The sequence below is a fragment of the Niastella caeni genome, assembly GCF_004834005.1.
Lineage (GTDB): Bacteria > Bacteroidota > Bacteroidia > Chitinophagales > Chitinophagaceae > Niastella > Niastella caeni.
In genome coordinates this window covers 389,580-405,386 of record NZ_STFF01000006.1, presented here as the reverse complement: position 1 = coordinate 405,386, position 15,807 = coordinate 389,580, and the positions used below count along the sequence as shown (strand labels likewise).

Sequence of the window (15,807 nt, the reverse complement as noted above, 5' to 3'; positions counted from 1 at the left end):
TTATATATAATTACTGTAATCAGAATTTTTTAAGGTACTGGAACAATGCGCAGGTAATCCAGTACCAGCGGATTGGTTCCTGAAGCGGTTAATTGAATTTCAAGCGTACCATAACTGGTGGAAGTGAATTCTCCCAGCAATTTTTCGTTGAAGGCCCCCGCAGCAGTACTTAAAGGCACTGCGTGTGTAAGGGTAGCCAGCGTTGTTGATGTAGGGCCTGTCACCGCTTTAACAACTACACTTTGATTAAATGTTGTTCCCTGAAAATCGTTCACACCCAATGCGTATACCCGATATTTCATAGATGGGTATTGACCCAGGGAATAATAAGCATAATAGGCAGTTACCCCATGCCCGGTGACCATAAGGTCCCAATAGTATCTTTTGTTGATCGTATCATATCGTGTACGGTAGTTGGTATTACCCGATTTGTCAGACTGGAACCCGTTTGGCCTTTCCCCTTCAATGGTTACCTGTTTGAACTTATCGGCTGTTAGCACGTCTACGTTATTCATTACATAAGCAATGCCGTTGCTGAGTTTTTTGGTGGCAACGATCGCAGAAGCGCTTAACGGAATGGGGGTGCCATTTTTTGACAATACAAATGCTGGCAGCGCATTGGCCGGGTACAACCCTTCCACTGCCAGGTCTTTCACTGTATTGAATTTGCTTAATGTATCTGTATAGGTTGCAGAAGCTGATTTATAATAAGGCTTCAGTGAATCCGATTCTGCAGTAAAGCTGTTATTGGTAAGAATGAAATAAGTAAACACTTTGTCTTCCTGTTTTACATCATACACCCTGTCGTTAAAATTGTTTCTATAAACAATTCCGGTGCCGGGCCGGTAAATGGGATCTCCGGTTACAACGTTGATGCTATCGATGATGGCCTGGGAAGGATCAAAGGTCATGTAGTTCTGGGCCACAACAAATGCATTCTGTTCATAAGTACCAGTGGTGCTATTGATGTATTCCCAAATGTTTTGCAATACAGGTACGGGTTTGTCAATTACATGCAGCACCCCGTTGCTTACAAAACGATCGGCGGTGGTAATAGTGGCATCATCAAATTTGCTTTTTTCAAAACTATTGTACTTACCGCTCAGTACCGGTATCCTGGTACCCGTTGCTGCACTGCGGGTGAAATAAGCCTGGCTGGCAATATGATTTTTTACAAATGCCGTAAGTTGGGTAAGATCATTTACAATAGCCGGGTCGAGGTTTTGCAGGGCGCTGTTGCTTGGCGCCCATACCGTATAGTTTTTTGACGACTGTAAAACGGTATCCAATCCGGTTTTTGTGATGAACCCACTGAATGTGCTTAAGTTTTCATCTGTGGCAAGGGCCTGCAGCAGGTTAATGGTCAGGTCCTGGTTATTTACCTTGTTATGGTCTTCCCACTTTTTACAGGCAGTGATGCTGAAACTCCCTGCAAAAAGAAGGATTATTAAATGCCAAATGCCGAACGCCGAAGGCCGAACGCGAAATACATTAATTTTTAGTTTTCGCGTTAAGCGTTGAGCGTTCTGCGTTCTGCGTTGTTTATACTTTGAATACATTACTTGTTTGTTTGTATTACTGATATCTTTTTATTGCACACTTCGGGTCATTTAGAAATTCACCAGGCTTCCATCGCGGGCAAAGCGGGGCAAATACTGGTTATTATTTACAGGAATGATATGGATCATATCCAGGAAATTACTCGGTTGTCCGGTACCGGCTGCCGGTAATGCCTGCAACCTGAATACGTGGCGGTCGGTAGTAGGCACATCAATGATGCCCAGGAATTTACCGGCTGCCAGTTGTTCGGTCGTTGGTGAATATTTTTTCCAGCCCAATGCTTCCAGTTCGCCATCCGACAAATTAGGCCGGCGCTCTACAAAGTTGAAAGTCCTTGTCATAGCTTGTCCGTCAAAGAAAACCTGAACAGGCATGTTAGAACCACCAGGCTGGCCAATGGTACCGGATGATTTTGCCGTACGGTAACAGATCCACACTTTATACCGGCCTTTTACAATGATCGGCGAGGTAAAGTCGATCCAGAAGTGACGGGAAGTGTTACCCATGGGGATGGACAGGTAGTCGTTATAATACACTGGTATAGATCCTGAGGTAGTGTATGCATAATCGAGGAAATTGGTCGTTTTATCCCATTTGATATCTTTTATTGAACCATAAGCAAAACTGTAATTGCCCTTCCGGAATATAGCCGGCAGCTTTCTTACTTCGGGGAAATCTGCCACATCCCAATAAATAGGTGCCGGCAAACGAACCTTTGGACTAAAATGGGCAAGGGACATATGTAATACACCATTGGTAGCTGACACATCACTGGTAGAGCGTTGTATTTCAACACCGGGTTCGTGCACGCCGTTAAAGTTGATATCGTTCAGCAGTACTTTTTCCCCATCCAGCTTAGATGCAAGTACTTCAAGAGGAGCGAGGGTTATATGAGAACCGGCAGAAACAATATCGGCCAGGTATTTGGCGTCTGGTACAATGTGATAGGCTATATAAATGTGCAGGCTGTCCGTTACACTTTTAGGGTTGCCGGTTTTGCAATATTTCGCATACAGGGCATTATAACTGGTAATGCCGCTGTCTGCAAGCGCCTGATTGGTTTCTGCAAATACCGTGAGCCACCGCCGGCTGGTATCTACTGTATTAATGGTATTTAATGTATCATAAAATCCTGTTGCAACGAGGGCTTCTTTGAAAATAGAATAATTACTGTTTTCGCTGATAAGCTGGGCAATGGTTTTGGTGGCAGGCAACAGCACATGATCAATAGTGTGCAGGTAGCCATTTCCTGTTTTAACATTCGCCTGCTGTACCAGGGCGCGCCGGTTGATAACGTAATTTGAAACGCCGTTTTCGTTGTTAACGCTTGTGATCAGGTATTGCCCGTACATGGTTACCGTAGGCAGTTTTCCATCTTTGAACGAACTGCTGGTAAGCGTGTCGCTCATCAGGTGCAGTTTTACAATGTTTTTGGCATCCTCTTCCGGGATCTGATCAACGGAGCCCAGGTTCTTTTCGGTTAAATACTGCTTAATGCCATCGTTGGTTGGTGCAAAAATGGTATACGACCCGTAGGCATTCAGGAATCCTGAATAACCTGACTTGTCAACGATCTTTACCAGGTCAGAATACTTGTCGGGGTTTTGAACGAGGTATTCATAAATGTTTACATCGGTAGTGGTTGTTGTAACAATGTCAACTTTTTTGCAGCCGCTGACCCATGCTGCAACGATTATACAGCAGGTGATCAGCAAACTGGCTTTAATATTATTTTTCATAAATGGCATTATTTATAGAACGGGTTTTGCTCAAGGTTTTTGTCAGTCGTTAGTTCATAGAAGTATATCGGGAAGTAATGACTGTTTTTGTCTTTGAACTTTGCAATGGCTGATTGTTGTCTGTCGGGAGTTACCGTATTGGCAACCAGGTTCAGCAAAATATCGAGGCGTTCGTAGTTGTTGCGTTTGGCATTACGTAACAGGTCGTACCAACGTTTTCCCTCATAAGCAAATTCCCGGGCTCTTTCTTCCAGTATATAATCTGCAATGGCTCTTTTATCGCTGGGGTCAGGATTTTGTTCGGTTTCTATAAGCGCTCTTGCGCGGTTCCTGATTATACGTACCAGGGCCAGCGCTTCCTCGCCTTTATCTAACTGGTTCAATGCTTCTGCTTTCATCAGCAGGATATCTGCAAATCGGTAAACGATCCAGTGTGCATACGATTCGCTGGAACCGCGGGCTGTAGTGTAATTCCAGCCTACATATTTCCAAATGGCGCCATCAGTTGTACGAACAGAAGCGCCATCACCCCTGAAGTCTTTATTGTCGGCATTTACATAGTCAACCATATACAGGTCTTCCATAACAAGTGGATTCGACATGAACCGGCGATTACCCAAAAACAAGTTGTAAAAAGTGTTTTGCTTCTGCTCATCGAACTGTATTTCAAAAATGCCTTCGTTTGAATTTCCATTCACATACAGGTTGCGGTAATAAACGCTTGCACTTGTTTCATCTACCAACCCAAACCTGCCGGAGTTAATCACTTTATCACAGGCGGCAATACAGTCTGCATATCTGTCCATCCACAGGTATACATCTGCCTGTAGCGCGAATACTGTATACCGGGTTATTCTCCCTTTATCGGCAGCAGTATTGCCATAGGTAAGAACCGTGTTGGTTTCTGCTTCGCTTAAGTCGGTGAGGATCTGGTTTAATACTTCCTGTTGTGAGCTTTTAGGCAATTGTTCCAATTCCTGGTCGCTGGCGGTAGCCGATAATTTAAGTGGTACTTCACCAAAACTTCTTACCAGGTAGAAGTAGAGCAGCGCCCTTATCGTTTTCACCTCCGCTATCGCTCTGTTCAGGGCGTCCTGGGTAAAGGTTTGGTCAAGCTGCAGCACTTTAGGTGCAAACGCAATAACTGAATTGCAGTAATTGATGGTTTGATACAGGTTACGCCAGTTTGCAATGGAATTGGTGGGCAGAATATTCACGTTCATAACATCTACCTCATCGAATGAGGCATTGGGCGTAGCCGATAGGTGATCGGCCCGCAGTTCACCCCACAGAAAAAAGGTTTCTGTAAGCGGCCTGCCTGAGGTGGAAGCGAGGAGGGATGCATAAACGCCTGTAACGGCAGCCTGTACCTGTTCTTTTGATTTCCAGAACTCGGTATTGGTAATGCCATCCTGCGGCTGCAGGTCGAGCCATTTATTACAGGAAACACCAGTTAGAAGCGTGAACAGGCAAAAAACGTATATCGATATCTTTTTTAGCATATATGAGCGGTTAGAAATATTAAAATGTACCGGTTAAACCCACTGTAAACATCATAGCGGGCGGTGTAAACGAGTAATCTATAGCTACTCTGAATGGGTCGCTGCCACGCATGGTTACTTCCGGGTTCTGGCCAGTGTACTTCGTCCATGTATACAGGTTCTCGCCGGTGATATAAGCACTCAGGTTTTTCATTTTTATTTTGTTAACCATATTTTTTGGTACGGTATAGCGTAAAGTGAGCGAGCGGAAGCGAAGGAAAGACGCATCTTCTACAAAACGGTCAGACCCCAGAAAGTTGTACCCTGTTCTGTACATAGCGCGTGGAATATCGGTTATATCCCCTTCTTTACGCCACCTTCTTAACACCGCGGTGCTCTGGTTATCGTACGTATACATATTGGTGGTGTTGATCTTGGTGCCATTTATGACGTCGTACTTGTACCGGTAGTTGAAGAAGGCGGTCAGCTTCCAGGCGCCTTTATAGGTAACTGATGTACCAAAGCCGCCGGTGAATTTGGGATTGCTGTTTCCCAGGTAAACAATATCCATGTAATTGATATTGCCATCGTGGTTAATGTCTTCATAAATAGCATCACCAGGCTGGAAAGTATAGTTGATACTCGGATAATTGAATTTCATATAAACGGTTTGCCCGGTAGGTCCTACAATGGGTTTGCCGTTACCGTCTCCGGCGATGGTAGCCTGCTTATCGGCATAAACGCCTTTATACCGGAAGCCATAAAAAGAGCCGAAGGGGTTATCTACCTGCATGTATGTTTTATACTGACCATTAAATGTAATGTCGCCTTTGTCGCGTGGATAGTATTCTGATATTTCCCGGATCATGTTCACGTTGCGGGCAACGTTAAAGTTTACATCAAGCTGCCATTCCGTGGTTTTCAAAGGCGTGGTATTAAGACCGACCTCAAAACCCTGGTTATCCATGGTGCCTACGTTCATATTTACCCTGTCATAACCGGTGAAGGATGATATCATTAAGTCATTATAGAACATGTCTTTTGTCCTGTTGTGGTAGAACTCTACGTCCAGGGCGATCCTTCTTTGGAACATGCTTAGGTTAATGCCCAGGTTTTTACCTATGATCGTTTCCCAGCGCAGGTCTTTCAATTCCATATTGGAAGGGTATACACCCGATTGGCCGAGATAGCTCCAGTTAAAAGTGCTGTAGGTGCCAAAGAATGAGTAATCGTGTCTGGGCGCATTGCCGCTATGACCATAGCTGGCCCTGAAACTCAGATCGTCTACATGGCGGAACGCTTTTTTAAAGAAACCTTCATCAGAGATCCGCCAGCGCAGTGAAGCTGACGGGAACATGCCATACCGGTTATTGGCCCCGAATCGGGAGTGACCGTCACGGCGAATTCCTACGTTCACGATGTATTTGTCGAGGAAACTGTATTGACCGCTCAACAGCATACCAATGCTCCTGGTTTGCCCAACACCCGACTTCAGTCTTGAATCGGAATTCTGTGAACGGGATGGTACCGATGGGTCTTGTAAAATTGAAGAGGCGGTATTGGATGTCATTACTTCCTGTACCACGCTTTTATTATCATACGTCAAAAACGACAGGAAGCTGATGAGCGAGTGTTTATCATTTTTGAACTGGGGTGTAAATACCAGGTTGGTTTTTGTTTGAACGTTAAATACGTTCACGTCCCCGTCATAGGCACGGTTTACCGAAGTTTCCGTCCACGGGCGACCGGTGGCTGTTTGCGGCAGAAAGGTTTTGTTCTTGGTATTATTAATGTCAAACTGAACATCGAACGTGGCCATCAGCAGTTCCTTTACGACATCATACTGCAGGTTAAAGTGAGGCGTAACGCGCTGGGTGATGATATTGTTTTTGGCGTTCCTTGCCATGGCCACCGGGTTTACCGTTCCCAGGATCTCATTTCTGCTGTTCAGCCCCTGGTAAAAACCCTGAACGTTGTTGGCGGGTGAAAAATAGTTTCCGGAATTATTTCCAAATTCATCATATTCATAAATGCTCATATTGGGCATTTTGCGATAAGCTATGTCGCGCAGGTTTTCGCCGTAATTCCGGTTGTTATCGGTAAATGAATAAGAAAGGTCAGATTTTATGCGAATGCGTTTCGATACGATGTAATCGAGGTTGATGCGGGTATTGATCCGGTTAAGGTAAGTGCCGATGTTGGTACCTGTTTGGTTGAAATAACCCATCGATGCAAAATACCTGGCTTTTTCACCCCCACCGTTCATAGAGATGTTGTGGTCCTGGATATAGCCTAATTGCGTAATGGCCTTTATCCAGTCGGTGTTATTGCTGTAATTGTAATACCAGTACGGATCATTGGGGTCGTATTGAAATTCTTTTACCGTTGAGGTGCTTAACGGGGTACCGGTACCATTCATGTAAGCTTCGGGTATAAGGGTTGAATACTGGTCGCCACTCAACATGGGAACCGCTTCCGGTTGTTTGGTTACGGAACCTTTAAAGGTATAGGTAATGGTAGGCCTGCCAACGGAACCGCGTTTGGTGGCAATGACAATTACGCCATTTGCGGCCCTGGAGCCCCAGATAGCGGTGGCTGCCGCATCTTTTAATATGGTGATATCTTTAATGTCTGAAGGTGCAATGTTCAATAACTGCGCATATCCTACCTCGTCGGCTGCACCAAAGTTAAAGTCTGATGGGATCTGGGTTTCATATGGCATACCATCTACTACGATCAGGGGATCAACGGAAGAGTTGATCGATGAGGTACCGCGGATGCGGATCTGCAAACCGGCGCCGGGGTCGCCTGATGCGGCGGCAATATCAACCCCTGGTAAACGGCCCTGTAATGCCTGGTCAATAGAAGCGGCCTGCATTTCTTCCATTTCTTTGGCGCTGATATGCGAGGCGGCAATGGTGAGGTTCTTTTCAGGAATGGGAACCATGCCATTGTCGGTTTTCTTTTGCGATACAACGATCACACTGCTCAGGTCACGTGCCGATAGTTCGAGTGTTACATTAAATACAGTTCTTTCGCCAATTTTTAACTCCTGGCCTGTATAACTGATGTTTGAAAAGGTGAGTGTATGTTTTGTGTTGGTCACTTTTATTACAAAGTTCCCATCTATATCTGTTTTAACGGCCCTGATAGTACGATTATCCTGATCCGTTTCAGCTACTGTTACATCCTGCAATGGTCTTTTCTTGCTATCGGTTACTTTGCCCTGGATCGTTTTCGCCCCGCTTAAATGCTGGGCATGCACTGTGCTCCAGGGAATACCAGCCAGGCAAAAGCAGGTTATGATTAGGGTTATATATATTTTCATGTTGCTGATCATCGGTTTCATTAATAGTATTTAAGATAATTGTCCAACAGGTGTATTACAGTACGGTTTGAAAGCTGATTACTTTGACTGTTTACCAAACGGGCTTTTCTGCCAAATACATCCGTTAATTCAAATGTGCCGCCCGGGTAGGCTATGGTGATCGGAACGGCATCGCCGGCGGAGTTTTTAAGCAGGGAATTAAAGGCGCCTTCGTCGCGTCGGTCGGCGATAACAGATTTTTTATCGAGTATGTGGTATTGCAGGAATTTTTCTACCATTACTTTTTCTGCAGTGCCGGTAGGCGTAAAGTTGGGCGCAGCGGCTGTTCCTGGTAACAGGCCATCAGTTATCGCCTGGCGAACAGCAGCATTGTTGGGTATAAATAAAGTATAGAACGACCCGGCTACAGTACCTGTAATAATGCTGTTGGCGGCATCGTACATGGAGGTTGAATTTTTGAGATAATTCCAGAAAAGATTGTACTCCGATGTGGTTGGGGTGCCCAGTATTTCAAGATGTTTTGCAATGGTTGCATATGAAAAGAACAACAGGTTGTTCAGGTATACAACCTTACCATTTTTAGCGGTCTTTATCTGTGAAGGATTAAAAGTTACTGTTAACCCGCGGTCTTTTGTTCCGGCCGTAATGATCTGGTTGCCATCGAAACGGATATATTCTGATCCAAAGGAACCAATGATGCCGGAGAAACCAGGTGTGCCCAGGTTATTTAATTCATTTTGGGGCGTTTCAATAATACCTGAGTTTAAAATGCGAATGAGATTGATTCGGTTGGAATCGTTAATAGAAAGAACGCCATTGGCAGGGTTAACAAATCTCCACTCACTCCCTGCTACATTGTAGCTATACCCCTGCTTTGCCAACACAGAATCAGGTATCATGAAAATGGTGAACCTGGCATTTGGGTTGGTGATCACGTCCCGTAATTCATAATTCAACAGGCGGGTCATGATAGAATAGTTGGGATTCAGGTACGCCTTGCCGTATACGGTAGAAAATACATTCGGCTCATTTATTTTATTGGTACCATAGAAAAAGCCATTGCTCAATATTTTTTTATCAATGATGTTCGACTGGTTGTTCAATTGAGCGGTTTCTCCCAGGTAATTATAGGTTGAGCTGAATTTGGAAGGCCATACGGTAGATTGCCACATATGCGCATTCAACAGGTCGGCTATCACTGGCAACGGCAACGAGCTTACCGATGGGTAATTTTCAAGCAATACCCGGTTGATATAACTCATGAGGGTATCGTTTTGCGGCGCAAACATCGTCCAACCCTCACGCTGACCATCGTTATCCTGTAATTTTAAATGGTTTTCATTATTGGGGGAGAATGCCAGCAGGGTGTTATATACTTTCACCATTACATTATCTGAACTGCCGGTAAGCACCTGGTAACGGCGGGAGGCGTCGTTATTGAGCACAAACTGCACCATGAACTGGTCGAATAATTTCTTAAACTCACTGAACTCAGGTTTGGTCTTGATGTACTGATCGATGCTGGGCTGCGGCGTTACCACGCGGTCAATGAAATGGATCACCCCATTTTCAGCCGCAATATCCTGTTGAATAACTTTTGCATTCCCTACATTAAAGCCGGTATAAGTTGAGGTGGGGTAGAAGTAGTTGTAATCTCCGGAAGACAACCCTTTGGCTGAAAAATAATCGGAAGTAAAGAAGGGGATGTATTTATTATTATTATCAGAGGTAACATAATAGTTGGTACCTGTTGTATTGTTCCGGTTGGAAGCGATCGCTTTAACGGGCTGTCCCGCCAACGTGGTATCTGAATAAAAACCGGTATAGTAAGCGGTACGTCTTTTAAAGGCCGAATTTTCTACCCAGCCGGTCACCGATTGAAAATCATCTAACCTGTCTTTTTCAAATGCATTATAAACCAACAGGTATTGAACGATCATTTGTGCTGTAACCGGATCAATGGCGCTGATATCACTGATATTCCTGCTTTTCAGGAAGGTTTTAAATTCGGGATCATTATTAAATGCAGAATCATTGGGAGCAAACAGGGTCCAGAACCCGGCAGCGCTGAGCGTGTTTTTATAACCCGCTTTGTCTATGCAGGAAAGCAATTGTTTAAAATTGCCATTTGCTTCCAGTTGCTGATAAATAGGCGGTTCCAGTGAACCAGGCCGCTCGTAGAATTCTTCCCACTGTTTTTTACGGCAATTAACCAATAATAAACAGGATGTAACCAGTAAAAAAAATGCTTGTAACGATTTACCCATGGCAAGTGATGTTTTGTCTTATTTGAAAGCCAGATGCAAACGAATAGCCTAGTATTCTCCGCCGGCTGGCGGACTGGTAAGCGATTGTTTAATCTCCGGAAAATGAAATTGAAAAGAAAATGAAGGGAAGTTGTATAAAATAGCTATCACCGGATAGGCGATAGCTGCAATGTTTAAGTGCAGCATGGCAAGTCAGTTTCGTTTTGGTTATTGCAGCAGTAATTGACCTAAAATTAAAATTTCGCGTCTTTCAACCGTCCTGAAGCATCCCGTATGGCGCTCCGGATTTACGCAATCGTTCCCGGAAGTGTATCGGTGACATTTAAAGATAGAAAAAGTAATGGGAAAAAGGCGGCGGAAAGAAGGCGGGCGGCCTTTTTCTATGGTTACTAATGGTTTTTGTGTACAATGCCTCGCCGTAACTGAAAAAAAAAGCATTCTGATTAACCTTCCCAAAGCTGGTAATTAGTAGGGCCTGCTTTCGTTTGAGGCCTATTTATTAATAGTAATGGTGACAATTCAAGGAACACAATGCCTGCTAATTCCTTTTAGACAGGATAGAACAGGATGAACGAAGAAACAGGCGATCCTAATTTTAACCGCACCAGTCGATTGTAAACTATTAACTATTAAATAGTGCCATTATGAGAGTACCTCAACCACAAAAGGGTATCTGGCTGATACCTGTCTTATTCCTTTTCACCTTATTTCAGTCAGGCGCCCAGGATGCAACCAGCAGCATCGTCATTACCGGAAAAATTACAGATGAAAATGGAAGCGCAGTGCCCGGCGTCACCGTGCAAATAAAGGGTACAGAGAATCGGACCGTTGCCAAAGAAGATGGTTCATTCTCGATTTCCGTGGTTACCGGCAAAGAAACATTGGTTTTTACCTCTGTTGGATACGGAAAAAAAGAGATCCCGCTTAAAGGGGAGACCAACCTGTTTGTACAACTGATTAACGAAAAAAATACATTGGATGATGTAGTGGTGATTGGGTACGGTACGCAAAAGAAAAGAAATGTGACCGGCGCTACTGTATCGTTCGATGCGAGCAAGCTGGATGAGCGTCCTGTTACCCGCGTTGACCAGGCGCTGGTTGGGCAAATGGCTGGTGTGGCCGTAAAACAAACAAGCGGTGCATTGGGTAAAGGATTTAGTGTACAGGTGCGTGGCACCGGTTCTATTACCGCAGGCAATGAACCCTTGTATGTTATTGATGGTTTTCCGCTGGCTACCGCCGCACCCAATGCGGCAGGTAATTATGCCAATGGTAACCCGCTCGACAATATGAACCCCAACGATATTGAGAGCATCCAGGTGTTGAAAGATGCGGCCGCTGCGGCCATTTACGGTTCCAGGGCTGCCAATGGGGTGGTGATCATTACCACCAAACGCGGTAAGAGCGGCAAAGTGAAAATTGATTTTAACAGTTACGCTGGCTATAATGAGCGCAGCAGAAAGCTCGACATGCTGAGATCGGAAGAATGGATCGACCGGTTTACAGAAATGGTAAATGCAAGGTATGTTGCTGATTATGGAGCCGCCGGGGCCACTGTCAACGACAATAACGACGTTCGACGGCAAAAATTAGGATTGGGGCCCACTGCATACAATACCACCTATATGACGGATGAACGCTGGGCATTGCCAGATCATAAGGGCTTACGGTTTATCGACTGGCAGGATGAAGCATTTCGAAGAGGGCTGATACAAAATCACCAGGTATCAGCCAGCGGTGGTAATGAATTTGTACGCTATTATATTTCCGGCAATATGGCCCGGCAGGAGGGCATGGTGATCAATACCGATTTTACCAGCTATTCATCCCGCGCCAATGTAGAAGTGAATGCCAATAAAAAGCTGCGGTTCGGCTTGAATATCTCACCTACCTATTCAATTATTAATGATCCGGGTGTTGAAGGCAAGGATAATATTTTACACCAGCTATTAAGTATGAGCCCGGTGCAGGAAGATACGATGGGCCTGTACCCGAATATTGGTAACAATAACCAGTACCGGTGGAGCACTTCTACCAATAGCCCTATTGCAAAATTGCAGAACATGATGGGCCAAACGAAACGTTTTCGTACCCTGACCTCTATTTTTGGCGAATACCAGATCGTTCCGGGTTTAACGTTTAAAACAACCCTCAACCTGGATAATATTGATAATAACAGTAAAAGTTATACGCCGTACAGGATTACCAATAGTTTAGCCACCCGCCAGTTAAGGGGGCTTGAGCTTACCAGTGGAAAGTTCACCAGCTTCAAAAAGCAAACCTTTGTAAATGAGAATACGGTCTCGTACAATAAAACCATCAATAATGTGCACGACATCGCTGCAGTGGCCGGGTTTACCTATAATTCCGACAAGCTGGATGTTCAGGAGCTTGCATCCAGTGGAGGGTACCGGGTCGACGGCATCTTCACATTAAACCAGGCAAGAGGATATACAGGCACAACGACCGAAACACAGAATATCCTGCTTTCGTATTTAGGCAGGGTGCAGTATGCGTTTGACGGCAGGTATATGTTTTCGGCCAGTATTCGCAGGGATGGTTCAAGCCGTTTTGGCGCCAATACAAAATGGGGCTGGTTTCCCAGCGCTTCTGTAGGCTGGCGGATATCGGAAGAAAATTTCATGCGCACCATACCTTTTATCAACGATCTGAAAGTAAGGGCAAGCTGGGGTAAATCGGGGAACTATCAAATTCCTGATTATCCTACCATTTCTACCTTGTCTGCGTACAATTATTCATTGAATGGTACCTCGGTAGTGGGCTCGGCCACCGGAGGCGCTGCCAACCCCGATCTTACCTGGGAAAAATCAGAAACCTATGATGCCGGGTTCGATATAACTGTTTTAGGCAACCGGCTTAGTGCATCTTTTGATGTGTATACCAAACTGAATACGGCCTTGTTATTGAATATGCCTGTACTCTGGGTTACCGGTTTTAATTCCGTTCTGGGTAATGTAGGTTCTACCCGTAATAAGGGATGGGAAATTGAGCTCACTTCCCGTAATATCGTAAAAGGACCGGTAAGCTGGACCACTTCGCTCAACCTGAGCCATAACACCAATAAAGTAGTGGCTTTGGCCGGCGGACAATCCCAGATAATCATTCCTTCTGCACTTGCCGGTGCGCAACATTCTATTTTACGGGTGGGCGATCCCCTGTACAGCATTTATGTAGTCAGGCAAATTGGGATTCTTGCCCAGGATGATATTAATAAAAATGTAGCCCTGTATGGTCCGCAAAAAGTAGGCGATCCTAAATACGAAGATTATACGCCCGATGGAACTATTGACCTGAATGACCGCCAGATCGTAGCGCATCCCAATCCGGACTATATATATGGAATGACCAATACAGTTCGCTATAAAGGATTTGATTTCACCGTACTGGTGCAGGGACAACGCGGCGGTTCAATTTATTCTTTATTAGGTCGTGCTTTGGGCAGAACCGGACAAGGCACTGTTGATAATGCGTTAGGCTTCTTTCGTGATCGCTGGCGTTCGCCTGATGATCCGGGGGCAGGCAAGGTGGGGAAGGCCTATTCAACCTTTGGACAGATCGCTAATACCGACTGGTTGTATTCTTCCGATTACATCCGCGTTCGGATGATAACGTTAGGATATGATCTGAACCGGGTAATAAGATCAAAGAAAATGCTGCAGGCTGCCCGCATTTACCTGACGGCTGAAAACTTTTTTGGCTACGATAAATATAAAGGCGGTATGAACCCTGAAGCCAATAACACCGACTTTACCGGCAGCACGCTGTTCTCTGAACCGGGCGATTATGGTGGATTGCCTTTACCAAAATCGTTGATCCTGGGTGTAAACATTACTTTTTAATTCTGATAATTGAGTCAATATGAAAAAAATATTTGGTTTTTCATTGATAGCGATGATCGGTTTGCTGAGCGCCTGTGAAAAGAAGCTTGACCTGTCACCGATCTCATTACCAACTACTGATAATTTTTATACGCAGCCTGCTGATTTTATTCAGGGCGTAAATGCCGTATATAATGCATTGGCAACTTATCCCGACAGGCAACTGAATTTATCTGAGACCCGGTCTGATAACTTATATGCCGTATCGGATGGCGGTGTGCGTGAGTGGGAAGGCATTAACAGTTTTCATAAAACTATTGCGGGGAACGCGTATGTTACGGAAGCCTGGTCAGGAAATTATACAGGCATTTTTAAAGCCAATTTGATCCTGGAACAATTAAGCGGGAAAGGCGCCAGTGTTATTGCCGATACCAGTTTAAGGACCCGCCTCGAAGCAGAAGCCAGGTACCTGCGCGCTTTTTATTATTTCGACCTGGTAAGATGGTTTGGCCGTGTACCGGTTATTGATAAAACGGTTTCTCCCGGTGAAGCATTGCAAATTGGCAGAAGCGCCGTTAATGATGTATACAGTCTTATTATTTCAGACCTGCAGTTTGCCGCTGCCAAATTACCCGAAGTATATACCGTAGCCGCCGATAAAGGAAGAGCCACCAAATATGCGGCTAAAGGTATACTGGCCCTGGTTTATATGACACGTTCTGGTTCAACCTATGATATAAACGGACCAGGTTTGGGATTGAACGAATGGAACCAGGCGCTTGGTTTGCTTAATGAGATCATTGGTAGCAGCAAGTATTCGTTTGGTGCGAGCTATGCCAATATTTTTTCATACACCAATGAAAACAATCCTGAAGTAATATTTGATGTGCAATATAATACCGGATCAACACCCGTTGTAGGCGCTACATTTCCCTGGGTATTGGTGCCGGATGCTTATTTTCAGGCGCTGGGAAAAGGCACACAGGGCGGCCTTACCATTCGCCCCGTATCAAAAAATTTGTTGAACTCCTATGAGGCTGCCGATACCCGCAAAGGCTTTTCCATTCAATCGGGTTATGTAGATAATAACGGTGTTACAGAAACCCGTTCATTCTTTAAGAAATATGTTGATATAACCAAAGTGCCTACCACCAGCCGGCTCGACTGGCCCATCAATTTTATAGTGCTTCGTTTTACCGATGTGTTGCTCCTGAAAGCGGAATGTATCCTGAAAGGCGCTTCAGGAACGCAAGCCGATGTAGATGGTATTGTGAACCAGGTAAGGAATCGTGCCGGATTATTACCAATAGCAAATGTATCCTTGGCCCGTTTGATGGAAGAAAGAAGAAAGGAGTTTGCAGCAGAAGGCAGCCGTTGGCACGACCTTGTTCGCAGCGGTTTGGTTGAATCGGTTATGACAAACTGGATACCGGTAGAAGATGTGCAAAAAGTAATGCAGCCTTTTCAAAAGAATTACCTCTTATATCCTATACCTCAAACAGAACTGGATGTGAAGCCGGGCTTGTATGAACAGAATTTAGGTTATTGATCGTGAATGGTCAATGGTGAATAGCTTGCGAATAGGGAAGTTTC

At 44.8% G+C, this 15,807-nt stretch carries 8 protein-coding genes; 2 read left to right on the top strand and 6 right to left on the bottom strand.

Annotation, left to right across the window (positions count from 1 at the left end; genetic code table 11):
* Positions 1 to 29: 29 nt before the first annotated feature.
* Genes FAM09_RS21990 through FAM09_RS30785 form a run of 6 tightly spaced genes read right to left on the bottom strand, consistent with a single transcriptional unit; the run spans position 30 to position 10,561 of the window.
* Positions 30 to 1,559 carry a fasciclin domain-containing protein gene (locus tag FAM09_RS21990; RefSeq protein ID WP_136579299.1) on the bottom strand — a complete coding sequence of 510 codons (1,530 nt, stop codon included), beginning with the start codon at positions 1,557 to 1,559 and terminating at the stop codon, positions 30 to 32.
* A gap of 51 nt (positions 1,560 to 1,610) precedes the next feature.
* Complete coding sequence (locus FAM09_RS21985) at positions 1,611 to 3,299, bottom strand: fasciclin domain-containing protein (protein WP_166437228.1); 1,689 nt, start codon at positions 3,297 to 3,299, stop codon at positions 1,611 to 1,613.
* Between the two features lie 8 nt (positions 3,300 to 3,307).
* Positions 3,308 to 4,801 (bottom strand): RagB/SusD family nutrient uptake outer membrane protein, encoded by a 1,494-nt coding sequence (locus FAM09_RS21980; RefSeq protein ID WP_136579297.1) that lies wholly within the window; start codon positions 4,799 to 4,801, stop codon positions 3,308 to 3,310.
* A 19-nt stretch (positions 4,802 to 4,820) separates the two neighbouring features.
* Positions 4,821 to 8,108 (bottom strand): SusC/RagA family TonB-linked outer membrane protein, encoded by a 3,288-nt coding sequence (locus FAM09_RS21975; protein WP_136579369.1) that lies wholly within the window; start codon positions 8,106 to 8,108, stop codon positions 4,821 to 4,823.
* A gap of 20 nt (positions 8,109 to 8,128) precedes the next feature.
* A complete protein-coding gene (locus tag FAM09_RS21970; protein WP_136579296.1) occupies positions 8,129 to 10,375 on the bottom strand; it encodes a fasciclin domain-containing protein in 2,247 nt (748 codons plus the stop codon).
* Positions 10,376 to 10,423: 48 nt separating this feature from the next.
* On the bottom strand, positions 10,424 to 10,561 hold the full coding sequence (locus tag FAM09_RS30785; protein ID WP_153825471.1) for a hypothetical protein: 138 nt from the start codon (positions 10,559 to 10,561) through the stop codon (positions 10,424 to 10,426).
* Positions 10,562 to 11,019: 458 nt separating this feature from the next.
* Here FAM09_RS30785 and FAM09_RS21965 point away from each other — a divergent pair, with 458 nt between their 5' ends.
* Positions 11,020 to 14,235: a SusC/RagA family TonB-linked outer membrane protein gene (locus tag FAM09_RS21965; RefSeq protein ID WP_136579295.1), complete on the top strand. Its 3,216-nt coding sequence runs from the start codon at positions 11,020 to 11,022 to the stop codon at positions 14,233 to 14,235.
* A 19-nt stretch (positions 14,236 to 14,254) separates the two neighbouring features.
* Positions 14,255 to 15,763, top strand: a complete 1,509-nt coding sequence (locus FAM09_RS21960; protein WP_136579294.1) for a RagB/SusD family nutrient uptake outer membrane protein — start codon at positions 14,255 to 14,257, stop codon at positions 15,761 to 15,763.
* Positions 15,764 to 15,807 lie beyond the last annotated feature (44 nt).

Coding starts and splice junctions, on each gene's coding strand:
- FAM09_RS21980 (WP_136579297.1), bottom strand. CDS start 4,801: ATGCTAAAAAAGATATCGATATACGTTTTTTGCCTGTTCACGCTTCTA.
- FAM09_RS21975 (WP_136579369.1), bottom strand. CDS start 8,108: ATGAAAATATATATAACCCTAATCATAACCTGCTTTTGCCTGGCTGGT.
- FAM09_RS21970 (WP_136579296.1), bottom strand. CDS start 10,375: ATGGGTAAATCGTTACAAGCATTTTTTTTACTGGTTACATCCTGTTTA.
- FAM09_RS30785 (WP_153825471.1), bottom strand. CDS start 10,561: ATGCTGCACTTAAACATTGCAGCTATCGCCTATCCGGTGATAGCTATT.
- FAM09_RS21960 (WP_136579294.1), top strand. CDS start 14,255: ATGAAAAAAATATTTGGTTTTTCATTGATAGCGATGATCGGTTTGCTG.
- FAM09_RS21985 (WP_166437228.1), bottom strand. CDS start 3,299: ATGAAAAATAATATTAAAGCCAGTTTGCTGATCACCTGCTGTATAATC.
- FAM09_RS21965 (WP_136579295.1), top strand. CDS start 11,020: ATGAGAGTACCTCAACCACAAAAGGGTATCTGGCTGATACCTGTCTTA.
- FAM09_RS21990 (WP_136579299.1), bottom strand. CDS start 1,559: ATGTATTCAAAGTATAAACAACGCAGAACGCAGAACGCTCAACGCTTA.